The organism is Desulfosarcina sp., assembly GCF_041551955.1.
GTDB lineage: Bacteria > Desulfobacterota > Desulfobacteria > Desulfobacterales > Desulfosarcinaceae > Desulfosarcina.
Genome location: NZ_JBFELV010000109.1, coordinates 1 through 13,049, shown reverse-complemented (window position 1 = coordinate 13,049; position 13,049 = coordinate 1). Strand labels below are relative to the sequence as shown.

Below are 13,049 nucleotides of genomic sequence, written 5' to 3'. Positions count from 1 at the left end.
TCGGCCGCGTGCTGCCATAAAAAAGGGCCCCAGGTCTGCATGCCGGGATTGCTCTTTAGAAAATAGGTCTGCATGGAGGCCGACAAGACCAGGCTCTTGGTCGTCTTCGCGCCCAGCCGCGTCAGTGCCTGCTGAAGGGACTCGACACGGTTCAATCCGCCGAAGAGCGCCGAGTTGCTGATTTTGATCAATTTGGAAACGAGGGATTGATCCATGCCGATCACTTTTTCGACCGCTTTGATATCCACACCTGGATCCGAGAGCATGTCGAGCGCACGTGTCACCAGCGTGGGAAGGGGCGGCAATTCGTCAATCTTGGACACCAACGCTGTCGGGCCGATCTGGCCGGACACGGGCGGCTTTCCATCGGCATCCGGTCGCACAACCGGCATGGGCTGCTCAGGCACGGCAGTCGTATGCTTATTGCGGGGTGCGACCATCCATGAGAGCAGCTCCAGATAGTGCTGAGGGGACAGACCCGCATAGCCGCTTTCGCTGAAAACATAGATGAAGACCGCCACTTGACCCTTTTTAACAACAGGAATCAGCGCACATTCCCCTGATGCAGGTGCTCCGGACAGCCTGTCCAATAGCGTCGATGGAAACCGGTTCCCGAAAAAAGCGACGCCGGAACGGTGAACGGCAGATAAAACGAGGTCGTCGTCCAGCGCCCCTAACAGCCCCTTTTCGGACGTCTGGTCGAGACCGTGACCATCCATCCTGCGCACCTTTTTGCAGTGCACCACCTGGCCGTCTTTGGCGGTGAGAATCAGTATGCCGTTGTAAAAACCCTTGCAGAATCCCACGAGGGCCTCGATGCGCTTCAATGGATCGTCGCTCATCATCAGCTTTTTTAAGGCCTGACGAAACGCGCCGAACAGGGGGTCGCCGCTGGATTCCGATGACGCCGGCTGATCCGTCGCATCGGCCGGCATCAGCGTTACCGTCCCCTTTTCAATGCAGTCCTTGAGAATCGCTATCACGGCACTGCTCTCGAAAGGCGCTTTTTCGAGAACCTGTCGAATGGTCCGGCAGGTGGACATCAATCGATAAACCACCTGCTCCTCGGTGGTCAGCGCGTCGGTCTGAACGTCTGTGGCGGAAGCTGTGAATTCACGGTCGAGGGAAATGATTCCCTTCAGGAAATCACGGTATTCATCAGACTGGACGGCAATGGAAAGGGCCAGCATCCGGGCGTCCAGTTTCGTTTCAGCTCCGTCGGCCTCGACCGGTGTATCCGTGAAATTAAAGGCACCTTCATCGAGCAGAAACAACTCCAGCAGCACCTCTTTCATGCCGGTCAGCAGGATGTCCGCTACTGTCGAAATGGGAAACAGGTCGATCTGCGTAAGAATGGAACGGATCGGCATCGCCGTTTCCGTCCGGATCTGGCGGATTCGTTTGACATCATCGGCCGTCACCCGGCGGTTGAAAATCAAGCTCTGAAGTATTTTCGCGTCACCGTTGGCAGAATGGGCATCGATGATGAACCCGTTTTTGAAACTGAGTGTAATCAAACGTTGGTTTTCGGCGACGGAAAGAATACCGTTCAGATTCAATTGAGATAGAAACATGATGGCGTCGGCCGGATGATATTTACTCAAATCTCCATTAAAAATCATTTCTTTGCCTCGCAGGGTTCAGGTGTCAAAATTTAGTTCGACCGTTTTCCCTGAAACTTGAGTGTGATATAGTCCAATTGGGAGTCTGGGACAGAAATGCCTGGGCGATCCGGCATAACCGTAAATGGAGATTCACGCGGATGGGAACCCAACCCTTCGTGTTGGGCAAAGACCGGCAATCCGATCTGTTCTTTTGGCTGCCACTTGATGGGCCGCACGATAAACACATGAAAAAAAAAGGCGATGCATGAAAGCGAAACAACGTCAACGCTGCGGGTGGCCCGGCGACGATCCGTTGATGGTGCGCTACCACGACGAAGAATGGGGCGTACCTGTCCACGACGACCGCAAGTGGTTTGAATTCATCCTCCTGGATGCGTTTCAGGCCGGCCTGTCGTGGAAAACAGTGCTGCACAAACGGGATGCCTTCCACCAGGTTTTTTATGGCTTCGACCCGCAGCGCGTGGCCGGGATGTCTGAAAAAGCCATGGCCGATGCCATGGCCAACCCAGCCATCATCCGCAACCGGCTAAAAATCCGGGCCGCCGTTAAAAATGCCCAGGCATTTCTGCGCCTGCAGGAAACCCATGGCAGCTTCGACGATTTCATCTGGGCCTTCACCGGGGGGCGGGTGATCCGCAACCACTGGAAGACACTGGATAGGATACCGGCCAAAACCGACTTGTCCGACACCGTCAGCAAGGCACTCAAGCAGCAGGGATTCACCTTTGTGGGCAGCACCATCTGCTACTCTTTTTTACAGGCCGCGGGGGTAGTCAACGATCACCTGGTCGGCTGCTTCAGGCATCGCGAATTGTCCGAAAAATAAGGTGACCGCTTCATGCTCCGGCATGCGTGGAATGGCACCGCCTTATAGACCACCATGGGTGGATTGCCGATGATCACGGGACGATATACAAAAAGACGGCACTGAAGGCGCCCCAGTTTCCATCGGCGTCCTGTCCGCGAACAAAAATGAGGTGCTCCCCCCCCTGCATATTCATGGTGTCGACAATTCCCGTAACGATCTCAACGCGATCGTCGAGTTCACCGTCGGCAGGCTGCAGAGGGATCCCCGTACCGCCATTCCAGGGAGGCGTATCGATGTAGTACTCGGCAGCACCAATATATTGACTGGGTTCTTTGCCTTGATTGCCCTTGGGTTTCTTGTACCGCGTATCGTCGAGGGTGGCCGTCAGCGTGACTTGGCTGCCCGCAGTGACCGTATCCATGTTCAAGGAGACATCGCTCGCATCCGGGCCGGACGGCGTAATGTAAGGGGTGCGCACGACCTTGGCCGCATAAAGCAACGCCGGCAGATTGTCGGGCAGGACAAACGACTCAAACGTGTTGCAGGGTTGAAAAAAGGTGGTGCCGATTTCAAAGCAGTAGGAAGCCACGCCGAGGTGGCCATAGGCATGCTCGTCGCTGGTGCCGTCGGTCGGGTAAAGACCAATCGCCTGTTCGGGTGAGTAGTCGTTCCAGTAGGCGAACTTTCTTCCCAGCGTCTGCAGTTGGGTGGCATTGGGAGGTGGGTCATCCGAAGACCCCCAGGGCCAGAGCACCAGCTTGCCGTATGAATGGACGTCGATATAGATGCCGGTTGCATCGTCGGGCGCCGGAGAGACCCAGTCATCAGTGCGCTGATCGGAAAAAATAGTTTCTAAATAAGCTTCCACAACCTGTATTTCAGGTTCGGAGGCCGAAACAGGACCTCTATAAGTGGCGCTGCATTCGTCACCGCTTGAGCCGTCGCAGCAGTTCCAGCCAAAGGTGAAGTTTCGGTTCAAGTCCGCCCCGCGGTTGTCATAATCCTCCAGGCAATAGGCATCGTTGGTGTTTTTGCGCCAGAACGTGTGGTCCTCGGCAATCTTTCGCCCATCGGGGTTTGTCTGAAGCATCAGATGGATTTCATGGTGGTCCAGTATCCATGTCACATCCGCATCGGTGCCGTAATTCTCCACCAGGTATTCTGCGAAACGAGTCACCAGCTCAGCTGTCGCATATTCTCGGGCGTGCATGGCCGCGGTGATGAACAGGTCGGGTTTCTCGCCGGTGATCTGTTGATTGGTCAAAACGAGCACCCGCATATCAAACCCGCCGATGCCGGCTGTTTTTTCCCACGAGTCACCGACATCTTCCCATCGGGCCAGTTTTTTATATTTTCTGGTTATCTGTTCGGCAGTTGCAAACGTCTCCTCCACTGAACGGTAGCAAGGGTATCTGGGGATTCCGTCTTCGTCCGTTTCTTCGGTGGTCATCTCCTCCGGCGGCGTCGCCGGCCATGAATCGTCAGGTTCCACCCTCAATCCTACGGCGGTGAGCCGGTCAATATCCTCACGTGTAACCCGCATTAAATGATAGCCCTTGCCATAGTTGGTTTCCAGCAACTGGGCTTCGAAGGAAATGATGGCTTTGTTGCCTATTTCCTGGTTGGGGTAATGGACGCGGACAATGGTCTTCTCCCCGGGGGCCAGGACAATTGGATCGGCCGCCGGTGCCGGGCCCGCAAAAAATGTTACTGAAAGCAGAAACATACATGCCACCAAAACGTTTCTTGGTTTCATCTCGTCGCGCCTCCTTTTCATTCCTCACTGGGTGGATATCCATTGCCGCCTGCCGAATCGCCGCTGCCATGCCAGCGGTTCAGACGGTGAATCGCGGTTGGTCTTGTCCTGGCCCACGCAAATTACAGGTTGTTGAAAACCGCTTGTGTTTGGCCAAGCCATAGATTCAGAAAAAAATAAGAGAAGCGGCCAGGAGATAGGGCCATCGACAGGGTTCTCCACTTAATTAAACGGGCACCGATGTAAAAAGTTACAGGAGGTACCATTATTTTTTGCAGCCTGCCGGAAATGGGCAGGGCGTATGGATATCACCGCTACTTGCTTTTCGAAGGCACGCCGCTTACAATTTGTTTTCGTCTGCCTTCACCGAAAAGGCCGGGATGCAGGCAAGATGAAGATCACAGCCAGTCGGCAGGTCGGTGATTGACTCTTCCCCGCGGCAACCCGCGGGCAATACGCTCACTATCGCAATTCAACCCTAACCGTTACTCGGGAGAAAACGGAATGACGCCAGGTGAAGCGAAAACGGTTCTCGTGGTCGAAGACGACGAAAATACCTCGTCCCTGATCACCCTGTATCTGGAGCGAGAAGGATTCTCACCGGTGACCGCCGGCGACGGGGAAAAAGCCCTGGCTCTGGCCGGCAAGCACAAGCCTGACCTGGTGATTCTCGATCTGATGATTCCGAAGGTCGACGGCTGGGAAGTTTGCCGCCGTTTGAGGCGGACGTCGGAGGTGCCGGTGATCATGCTCACGGCCCGGGGCGAGGAGATCGACCGGGTGGCCGGGCTCACATTAGGCGCTGATGACTATGTGGTCAAACCCTTCAGCCCCCGGGAGCTGGTAGCCCGGGTCAAGGCTGTGCTGCGACGCACGTCACCGGCGCCAGGCGAAGCGGAACGGATGCTGATCCATGGAGCGATTTGCCTGGACCTGGAAAAGCGCCGGCTTTCCGTAAACAAAGAACCGGTTTCTCTCACGCCCCACGAGTATGCACTGATGGCGGCGCTCATGGCTTCCCCGGGGCGCACCTTCAATCGGGACGAACTGCTGGACCGCCTCTATCCCATGGGCGAGGCAGTGGTCATCGACCGGGTGGTGGACGTTCACATCGGCAAGCTTCGCCAAAAAATCGAACCGACACCCGCCGAGCCGCAATATATCATCACCGTTCGCGGCGTCGGCTATCGGTTCGCGGACCGGCAGCCGCAATGAGGAAAAAAGCACGATGAAACAATTCTTGATCATCAAGCTGATTGCGGTCAACCTCATCGTCGTGGGATTTGCCGTGGTAGTCGTCTGGCTGGCCATTGACACCCTGGCAGCCGGCTACTTCGTCACTCTCATGGAAAAATACCATATATCTCCCGAACCCGCCCACGCCATGTTTGTGGATTCGATTCACCGCTACCTAATCTGGGCTTTTGCGGGGGCTATCTTTCTGGCCGTCGTGCTCAGCTATGTGATGAATCGGCGTATTCTGGGCCCGTTGACCCGCATGACCACCATCACCGGTGAAATAGCCGCCGGCGAGTTTTCGGCCCGGGTGCCCGTGGCCACTGCGGACGAAGTCGGTCGACTGGCCCGGGCTTTCAACCGCATGGCGGAAAACCTGGAAAAAATCGAACACCTGCGCCGTTCCCTGATGATCGATGTGGCCCACGAGCTGCGCACCCCGCTGACCAACATCCGGGGATACCTGGAGGCGCTCAACGACGGTGTGCTGCCTCCGGCACCCAAAACCCTGTCTCTGCTCCAGGACGAAACCCTGCGGCTGGTCCAACTGGTGGAAGACGTCCTGGCCCTGGCGCGGGCCGACGCCGCAGGCAGTCAACTTGAATTGACCGATGTCGACCTTAAAGCGATGGTGGATAACACCGTAACCACTTTTGCTCCGGCATTATCCAGCAAATCGCTGACCATGCGCCTGCATGCCTCCTCCCCGCCTCCAATCATTCGTGCCGACCGGGACCGCCTCGCGCGTGTTCTGCGAAACCTGACCGACAATGCGGTTCAATATGCACCCCAGGGAACTGTCGTGGACATCACTATCGGGGACGATACCGGCATGGTTCGACTTGACTATGCCAACATCGCCGGCGACGTTCTCCCCGAGGATCTGCCCTATCTTTTCGAACGCTTTTACCGAGGCGAGAAATCCCGATCCCGCCACCATGGCGGCGCCGGCATCGGACTGTCCATCGTCAAGGAGCTGGTCGAGGCCCACGGCGGAAAGGTTCATGCCGATCTGAGGGATGGCACCATTCACATCGGCTTTATCCTGCCCCTGTCAGAGGATACGAATGCCGGTCAAACCTAAGACAGGTAACAGGTCTCGTGCCGCATCCAGCATTATCGAATCAATCGAAAGCGCATCGAGCCTGAGGATATAAAACTAAAATGAAACATCAAATATCTCAAGTTCAGATAGGGTTATGAAAAAAGAAAAAATCATAGCGACCGCATGTGAATTACCCGATGAGCTTGAGCCATACATGGCTGCGTGGCAAACGCTTGTGACGCATGTGGGCAAGCATCAAAGTGATGTGGTCGTGTTACCGGTGTAATCAGGAATGGACTGGAAATTCAGCTGCACCCATATGTAGTGGTGCTTGGAATTGGTTTACGATCCAATTACTTATGGCGACATAAGGCAAGTCGCACACGAAACTGCCAAGTCCATTTTTGTGGGATAGCCAGAACATACTTGTCAATTCAATCGTATTTTATCCCGTTTTACGGATGCCTGGGACGAAATTGCACTATAAAATTTAGGTTACTGATTCCCACCTGATCCAGGGGGATGATCACAGAATGGTCTTTTACCAAACCCGGAGGAAACGATACAGAGATGGGTACCTCACCCGATATCGCTCCTTCACCCGCGCATCGATAGCAATCATAGTATCCAACATGTCCATATCCATGGCATGTCGGACACATCGCTCGCGCAGGAACCAATACTCTCGCGTTGCCACCACGGAACGCCTGCTCCCTGGTCAGTGGAACTTCGAGGGTCAAATTCTTAACCCGTCCCGATTTAGAAGGCTCGACAGTCGAAAAATTTTTCCACAGCCAATCATACATTTCATGGAATGAAGGAGCGATCGTTTCAAAGGAGCGAATGGGTGATATTGCTCCCATATCGGCGAGATTGCTCTCCGGTATCAAGGGCTCCGGCTCAGGATTTGAGTGGCGTACAGGAGCCCTTCGAACCGGTACATTTGATAGTGTTTTTTCATACGCTCCTCGTTTTACTGGATCTCTCAGAATGGCATAGGCCTCCTGGATTCGTCGGAACGGTTCACCGCCGCCTCCGTAACGATCCGGATGATACTCCTTGGCCAATCGACGATAGGCGGAATGGATTTCAACGGGTGTTGCGTTCGACGGTACCTCAAGAATTGCAAAATAGCTTTTTGCCATCGGCAACCTCCTCTTATTTAATCTTTTTCTGGTACCACCGGTTGAAAAAGGCAATTGTTTTTAGGTCTTGATTCTAAAAAGAATCCATCCTTCATTGGTAAGCAATGCGTTCCGCAGGCCTGCACGTGTTGTTCACCGTCCTCAAGTATCTCGTTTGATAAATTCAATCGGGAATTGATAAATTAGATTGCCTTTGTCGACAACTGTTTCAATTTCGGCAAAAGCTTTTGCATACGCGTCCATTGCCGCTTGGAACGATCGGTAGAGCGAATCTTGCTCTCCCACCAGTCGCCTGATTTCATCCATGAGAGGCATTCCCTGGTTGAAATGTTCCTTGATTTTAGCAACAGCCCTTTCACGATTGGCTTGTCGCCTGTGTTCTTTTTCGAAAACGGGTAGCAGGCGCTGTATCAACAATTCAACAATATCGTCCCGAGATACAGAAAATTGTTCAGCCACTGCCTGCAGCGTAGACAGGGATTTGTGGCTGACGACCAAAGTTTTTCGGATTCGTTTATCCTTGTCAAGGCGACCATGTACCAACGATTTGGCTATCGAATGCAGTGCTTTCATATCTTCCATCAAAAAATCGAACAACGATTTCTGCTTGATACCCAATTGAGTGGATAGGATCCTGAGAACTGAAATCACTTCAGGCCGCAGCCATAGCGTAGCTCTTACCGATTTTTTCCCCAGCAGATCCGAAAACCCATCTAATTGCAAAGGTGTTTGATCGCCGTTTTTGGATTTCGCTTCGTTCATCAGAGCCACTCTTGTATTACATTACTTTTTAAACATTAAATGAATATCATCACACATGTTTAATTCCTATTTTGGCAATTTCAAGGCTAAACGGTTGCCAAGAACGTTTAAGATGTATCATTCAGAAGAGTTAACAAGAGGCTTGCTGTGATGGATGAGTTGGGTTATCCCACGAACAACGTGGCAGTTATGGCGCGCTATTTTAACTTTTAATTCAAGCATTAACTATATTTAAATGTTTTATTACAGTTAGTTAAAAAATTAACCCAATAACATTGCACCCCTTGACAGAATTAAAAATTACATTACTTTTTATTTAAAAATTTTTTAGTAAAACACCGCGAAAGGAGGTAAAAAATGGACATGAAAAAATGGGTGCCGTGGAACTGGTTCAAAAAAGAAGAAGAGGACGCCGGCAAGACCGTGCCGGTGAAGCGTGAAGGCGCACAGGAACAAGGCGGCGCACTCGTCAACCCACTGCAGCAATTTCACCAGGAGATCGACCGGATTTTTGATCAGGCATTTCGCAATTTCGGACTGACCCCGTTTGGCTTTGACCGGCCACTGCTGCCGCACCTGTCCGAAGGCATGCTCAAACCCACTTTGGACCTGGGCGCCACCGACAAGGAATACACCATCACGGTGGAAATTCCCGGTGTGGACGAAAAGGATGTCAGACTGGAAATCGTCAACGACACCCTGACTATCCGCGGTGAAAAAAAGCATGAAAAGGAAGAGACTGAAAAAAATTTCTATCGCATGGAACGCAGCTACGGGGCCTTTCAGCGAATGTTGTCGCTGCCTGAAGATGCCGACCAGGCGGGTATCGCCGCAACCTTTAAACATGGCGTATTGACCATCACCATGCCCAGGATGGCGGCGCAGCAGGCCAATGTAAGGCAGATCGAAGTGAAAAGCGCGTAATTAACCATCAGTTTACCACTGCTTAAAAACCATCAACACCAACCAAAGGAGGAATGAGCCATGTTTGCGAGAAGACTTTTCGATTTTCCGTCAGTAGGCTGGCAGCATCCGTTTGCCGATCTGGAACACATGTCCCGCCAGATGGATCGACTCACCCGAGCCGTAACGGGTAGACCGGGGATCAATTGGCTGTCTGCCAGGGTATTTCCAGCGGTCAACCTCACCGAAGACAAGGACAAGTATTATGTTCGTGCCGAGCTTCCCGGGATCAAGGCGGACGCTCTGGATATTCAGGTCGTCGGCAGAAACCTGACCATTACCGGCGAACGCACGATTCCGTCCGAAGGCGAAAACATCCGCTATCACCGTAAGGAGCGTGAAGCCGGCAAGTTTTCGCGTGTAATCGGCATGCCAGGCGATATCGATGCGGACCAAGTCAATGCGCAGATGGTCAATGGCATGTTGACGGTGACCATTGCCAAGTCGGAAGCATCCAAGCCAAAACAGATAACCGTCAATTGATAACCGCTTGTGTAAAGGAGGAATGAAAAATGTCTGAACCCAAAGAACTTCAGGTAAAGGACAAACATGAGGTGGCCAACCCAGCCGAGCAAACCAGACCCGGCGTCGTCTTCACGCCCGAAGTAGATATATTCGAGAACGAAAAGCAAATCAACTTGTTGGCAGATATGCCTGGTGTGGCCCCCAACGATGTCAAAATTGATTTAAATGATGGCTTGTTGAGCATCTCCGGAGAGGTGCAACCGGTTGAAGGCAAGGATGAATCAGATGTGCTCATCGAATTTGAAATCGGCCGGTATTACCGACAATTCACCCTCTCCGAGGTAGTGGATCAAAGCAAGATCGAAGCTAAACTTGAGGACGGGGTCCTGCGACTGACGTTGCCTAAAGCCGAAAAGGCGATCCCCCGCCAGATTGCGGTAGCCGCCGGATAATTGCTTACGACCGGGAGACCCGAGATAACTAACATCGGGTCTCCTATTGGTCAGGGCGCATCAATCAAGCGGATGGACCATATGAAAAAAAATGACCCAAACATCTTGGTGTTTCGTTGTTCTAGTGCTTTGCCTCGCATGTTTTCATTCGGCCTTGGCATCGACCCATGCCGAGGACATATCCGCCATCCAGGGAGCATCCCAAGCATTTACCCGTATTGCCAAATCGGCAATCCCCACTGTGGTCTTCATCAAAGTAGAGCAAACGGTTGAAGCCGCTGCAGGCCCCTTTCAATATAACAATCCTTTCGAATTGTTTGAAGACAACGTTTTTCGGCGCTTTTTCGGGCATCGGTTTCCCCAGATGAAGCCCTCTAAAAAATATCATCAAACAGGCTGGGGGTCCGGATTTATCATCTCCGATGACGGTTACATCCTAACCAATCACCATGTCGTTGGTGAGGCCGATAAAATCGTGGTTCGTTTGAAGGATGGTCGTGAGTTTGAAGCCGAGATCGTTGGAACGGATCCAAAATCTGACGTTGCTTTAATCAAGGCCAAAGGCGTCGACAACCTGCCGGTACTGCCTTTGGGGGATTCGGAGAATCTTGAAATCGGCGAATGGGTGATGGCCATTGGCAATCCCTTCGGACTGTCCCATACGCTGACCGTTGGTGTGGTTAGCGCCAAGGGTCGCACCTCGGTGGGCATCACAGACTACGAAGACTTCATTCAAACGGGTGCCGCCATCAATCCGGGTAATTCAGGAGGACCGTTGATCAATCTGCGCGGTGAAGCCATCGGTATCAACTCGGCCATTTTTTCCTAAAGTGGCGGCTATATGGGCATTGGTTTCGCTATACCAATCACCATGGTCAAGACGATTAAAGAACAGCTAATCGCCCATGGCAAAGTCGATCGGGGGTATTTGGGGATAGGCGTTCAGCAATTGACGCAGGAACTGGCGAGCTATTTCAACCTGGAAAGCACGGACGGCGTAATCATCGCTCGAATGGATGAGGACTCTCCGGCGGAAAAATATGGCTTCAAGCGTGGCGATATTCTGCTCGAAATGGATGGCAAACCAGTAAAAAGCGTCGACCATTTTCGAAATATTATTGCTTTGTCAATTCCCGGGACTGAAATCGAGATGAAGGTAATTCGCAACGGGGAACAGCATTCCCTTCAGGTCATCTTGGGAAGTGTCAGTGAAACTGAAGGTGATCGTTTGGTATCACAAGATGTAATCGAAAAACTTGGATTCATCGTCCAGGATTTGACCGATGAAATATCAGCAAAGTTTGTTTACAAGAATATTCAAGGGGTACTTATTTCAAATGTACAAGCGGGGTCTCCGGCTACATTGGCCGGGTTGCGTCCCGGTATGCTGATCATCGAGGTCAATCGCTCAAATGTCAGCAATGTAGCCGAGTTCGATAAAGCATTTCAAGCATCCCAGGAAAGTAAAAAGCTGCTTTTATTGGTCAGGGATAGACAACTTTTCCGTTACATCAGTTTTCAATTAGAATAGGTATAAAACCGTATTAAATGGAGGAGAAAATGAAACTTTGGGATAGAATACAAAGAGGCATGGAGGCCGGTTTTGATTCAACCATAGCTGCTGTTCATTCGATCACTGAAAAAGCAGGTGAAGGAATTGAGCTAACACGATTAAGACGTGAAAAAGTAAGACTTGAAACTCAGGTAACCAGGCGATTGGCAGAATTGGGAAATACGGTGTTTGAAAAAATTTCCGCAGAGCAAGACGACGAAATCGCCGAAAAGTTTGGGATTAAAAATATTCTGCTGGATGTCGCCCAAGATGAAGCCAAAATGGTAGAGATCGATCGGCGTCTAAAAAGTGTTCTGAAAAAGCCAGCGTGAGAAAAGGGTTTGAGCTAAACCTAAATTTTATTGATGGGCGGCTTGAGGGGTCAACACCATCGGGATAAGATAGCACCATCATGCAAATACCATTCTTGGAAATCTATCAGTTCAAGTACAAGTTAGGGCGCCGAATCACCGACACCCCGATCCCTAAATCCCAAAGTCCCCCCACTCCCCTCCCCTTGAAAATCTTTACCTAATCTTTACTTTAACATTACAAGGCCCTTAAATGGGGGTCTTATCTTCTGTCCATGAACGCAGGGTAACGGACAGAAATCAGGAGGTGTGTAATGAAAAATACAATTGTTGCAGTATTGGTGCTGATCGCGGTCTTCTTCGGCTACCAGCAGGTCAGAAGCATGGACAATGAAATGGAGAAACCCATGGATAAAATGGTCGAGAATGCACGCACGGCCGTCTTTGCCGGCGGCTGCTTCTGGTGCACGGAATCGGATTTTGAAAAAATTGATGGCGTTATCGAGGCCGTGTCGGGCTATACCGGCGGACGCATGGAAAACCCCACGTACAAGCAGGTGTCTGCCGGCGGCACTGGCCACATAGAAGCCATCAAGGTCGTCTACGATCCAGCCAAGATCTCTTACAGCCAGCTGTTGGATATACTCTGGCGCCACATCGACCCCACCGATGCCGGCGGCCAGTTCGTGGATCGGGGCGATCAGTACCGCAGTGCCATTTTCTATGCCACCGATGAGGAGCGGAAGATCGCCGAAGCCTCGAAAAAAGCGCTTTCCGCTTCCGGCCGCTTCGACCGGCCGATCGTAACCGACATCCTCCCCCTGGGGTCCTTTTATGAGGCCGAAGACTACCACCAGGACTATTACAAAAAGAATTCGATTCGTTATAACTGGTACCGTTCCGGTTCCGGCCGGGACCAGTTCCTGGAG

Annotated in this window: 15 protein-coding genes; 11 read left to right on the top strand and 4 right to left on the bottom strand. The window is 52.0% G+C overall.

What is annotated here, in order from left to right; all coding sequences use genetic code 11:
* Positions 1 to 1,622, bottom strand: a 1,622-nt coding sequence (locus ABYV26_RS10440; RefSeq protein ID WP_372680744.1) for an HDOD domain-containing protein, incomplete at its 3' end; no start/stop codon positions are given.
* 247 nt (positions 1,623 to 1,869) lie between these two features.
* Between ABYV26_RS10440 and ABYV26_RS10435 the strand changes: the two genes are divergently transcribed.
* Complete coding sequence (locus ABYV26_RS10435) at positions 1,870 to 2,451, top strand: DNA-3-methyladenine glycosylase I (protein ID WP_372680742.1); 582 nt, start codon at positions 1,870 to 1,872, stop codon at positions 2,449 to 2,451.
* A 73-nt stretch (positions 2,452 to 2,524) separates the two neighbouring features.
* Here the strand turns inward: ABYV26_RS10435 and ABYV26_RS10430 are convergent, their stop codons facing one another.
* A complete protein-coding gene (locus ABYV26_RS10430) occupies positions 2,525 to 4,189 on the bottom strand; it encodes a M14 family metallopeptidase (RefSeq protein WP_372680740.1) in 1,665 nt (554 codons plus the stop codon).
* 504 nt (positions 4,190 to 4,693) lie between these two features.
* Here ABYV26_RS10430 and ABYV26_RS10425 point away from each other — a divergent pair.
* From ABYV26_RS10425 to ABYV26_RS10415, 3 genes are all read left to right on the top strand, one after another.
* Positions 4,694 to 5,404 (top strand): response regulator, encoded by a 711-nt coding sequence (locus ABYV26_RS10425; protein WP_372680739.1) that lies wholly within the window; start codon positions 4,694 to 4,696, stop codon positions 5,402 to 5,404.
* Between the two features lie 13 nt (positions 5,405 to 5,417).
* Entirely contained in the window at positions 5,418 to 6,509 is a 1,092-nt protein-coding gene (locus tag ABYV26_RS10420; protein ID WP_372680737.1) for a sensor histidine kinase, read from the top strand.
* A 115-nt stretch (positions 6,510 to 6,624) separates the two neighbouring features.
* Positions 6,625 to 6,756 (top strand): hypothetical protein, encoded by a 132-nt coding sequence (locus tag ABYV26_RS10415; protein ID WP_372680735.1) that lies wholly within the window; start codon positions 6,625 to 6,627, stop codon positions 6,754 to 6,756.
* Between the two features lie 169 nt (positions 6,757 to 6,925).
* Here ABYV26_RS10415 and ABYV26_RS10410 read toward each other — a convergent pair whose 3' ends face one another.
* Together ABYV26_RS10410 and ABYV26_RS10405 are read right to left on the bottom strand one after the other, a co-directional pair.
* The gene (locus ABYV26_RS10410) at positions 6,926 to 7,615 is read right to left on the bottom strand and encodes a J domain-containing protein (protein ID WP_372680733.1); all 690 of its coding nucleotides are present in this window, start codon (positions 7,613 to 7,615) and stop codon (positions 6,926 to 6,928) included.
* A gap of 141 nt (positions 7,616 to 7,756) precedes the next feature.
* Positions 7,757 to 8,377: a hypothetical protein gene (locus ABYV26_RS10405; protein ID WP_372680732.1), complete on the bottom strand. Its 621-nt coding sequence runs from the start codon at positions 8,375 to 8,377 to the stop codon at positions 7,757 to 7,759.
* Between the two features lie 357 nt (positions 8,378 to 8,734).
* Here ABYV26_RS10405 and ABYV26_RS10400 point away from each other — a divergent pair, with 357 nt between their 5' ends.
* From ABYV26_RS10400 to msrA, 7 genes are all read left to right on the top strand, one after another.
* Positions 8,735 to 9,301 carry an Hsp20/alpha crystallin family protein gene (locus ABYV26_RS10400; protein WP_372680730.1) on the top strand — a complete coding sequence of 189 codons (567 nt, stop codon included), beginning with the start codon at positions 8,735 to 8,737 and terminating at the stop codon, positions 9,299 to 9,301.
* A 60-nt stretch (positions 9,302 to 9,361) separates the two neighbouring features.
* Entirely contained in the window at positions 9,362 to 9,823 is a 462-nt protein-coding gene (locus ABYV26_RS10395) for an Hsp20/alpha crystallin family protein (RefSeq protein WP_372680728.1), read from the top strand.
* A gap of 29 nt (positions 9,824 to 9,852) precedes the next feature.
* Positions 9,853 to 10,257 carry an Hsp20/alpha crystallin family protein gene (locus ABYV26_RS10390; protein WP_372680726.1) on the top strand — a complete coding sequence of 135 codons (405 nt, stop codon included), beginning with the start codon at positions 9,853 to 9,855 and terminating at the stop codon, positions 10,255 to 10,257.
* 91 nt (positions 10,258 to 10,348) lie between these two features.
* Positions 10,349 to 11,086 (top strand): trypsin-like peptidase domain-containing protein, encoded by a 738-nt coding sequence (locus ABYV26_RS10385; RefSeq protein ID WP_372680724.1) that lies wholly within the window; start codon positions 10,349 to 10,351, stop codon positions 11,084 to 11,086.
* A gap of 12 nt (positions 11,087 to 11,098) precedes the next feature.
* A complete protein-coding gene (locus tag ABYV26_RS10380; protein WP_372680722.1) occupies positions 11,099 to 11,788 on the top strand; it encodes a PDZ domain-containing protein in 690 nt (229 codons plus the stop codon).
* Between the two features lie 29 nt (positions 11,789 to 11,817).
* Positions 11,818 to 12,141 (top strand): hypothetical protein, encoded by a 324-nt coding sequence (locus tag ABYV26_RS10375; protein WP_372680720.1) that lies wholly within the window; start codon positions 11,818 to 11,820, stop codon positions 12,139 to 12,141.
* A 293-nt stretch (positions 12,142 to 12,434) separates the two neighbouring features.
* Positions 12,435 to 13,049: peptide-methionine (S)-S-oxide reductase MsrA (gene msrA / locus ABYV26_RS10370; RefSeq protein ID WP_372680718.1), on the top strand; the 615-nt coding region annotated here is incomplete at its 3' end.

Excerpts from the sequence above, each read along its gene's own strand:
- ABYV26_RS10435 (WP_372680742.1), top strand. The coding sequence starts at position 1,870 with ATGAAAGCGAAACAACGTCAACGCTGCGGGTGGCCCGGCGACGATCCG.
- ABYV26_RS10430 (WP_372680740.1), bottom strand. The coding sequence starts at position 4,189 with ATGAAACCAAGAAACGTTTTGGTGGCATGTATGTTTCTGCTTTCAGTA.
- ABYV26_RS10425 (WP_372680739.1), top strand. The coding sequence starts at position 4,694 with ATGACGCCAGGTGAAGCGAAAACGGTTCTCGTGGTCGAAGACGACGAA.
- ABYV26_RS10420 (WP_372680737.1), top strand. The coding sequence starts at position 5,418 with ATGAAACAATTCTTGATCATCAAGCTGATTGCGGTCAACCTCATCGTC.
- ABYV26_RS10415 (WP_372680735.1), top strand. The coding sequence starts at position 6,625 with ATGAAAAAAGAAAAAATCATAGCGACCGCATGTGAATTACCCGATGAG.
- ABYV26_RS10410 (WP_372680733.1), bottom strand. The coding sequence starts at position 7,615 with ATGGCAAAAAGCTATTTTGCAATTCTTGAGGTACCGTCGAACGCAACA.
- ABYV26_RS10405 (WP_372680732.1), bottom strand. The coding sequence starts at position 8,377 with ATGAACGAAGCGAAATCCAAAAACGGCGATCAAACACCTTTGCAATTA.
- ABYV26_RS10400 (WP_372680730.1), top strand. The coding sequence starts at position 8,735 with ATGGACATGAAAAAATGGGTGCCGTGGAACTGGTTCAAAAAAGAAGAA.
- ABYV26_RS10395 (WP_372680728.1), top strand. The coding sequence starts at position 9,362 with ATGTTTGCGAGAAGACTTTTCGATTTTCCGTCAGTAGGCTGGCAGCAT.
- ABYV26_RS10390 (WP_372680726.1), top strand. The coding sequence starts at position 9,853 with ATGTCTGAACCCAAAGAACTTCAGGTAAAGGACAAACATGAGGTGGCC.
- ABYV26_RS10385 (WP_372680724.1), top strand. The coding sequence starts at position 10,349 with ATGACCCAAACATCTTGGTGTTTCGTTGTTCTAGTGCTTTGCCTCGCA.
- ABYV26_RS10380 (WP_372680722.1), top strand. The coding sequence starts at position 11,099 with ATGGGCATTGGTTTCGCTATACCAATCACCATGGTCAAGACGATTAAA.
- ABYV26_RS10375 (WP_372680720.1), top strand. The coding sequence starts at position 11,818 with ATGAAACTTTGGGATAGAATACAAAGAGGCATGGAGGCCGGTTTTGAT.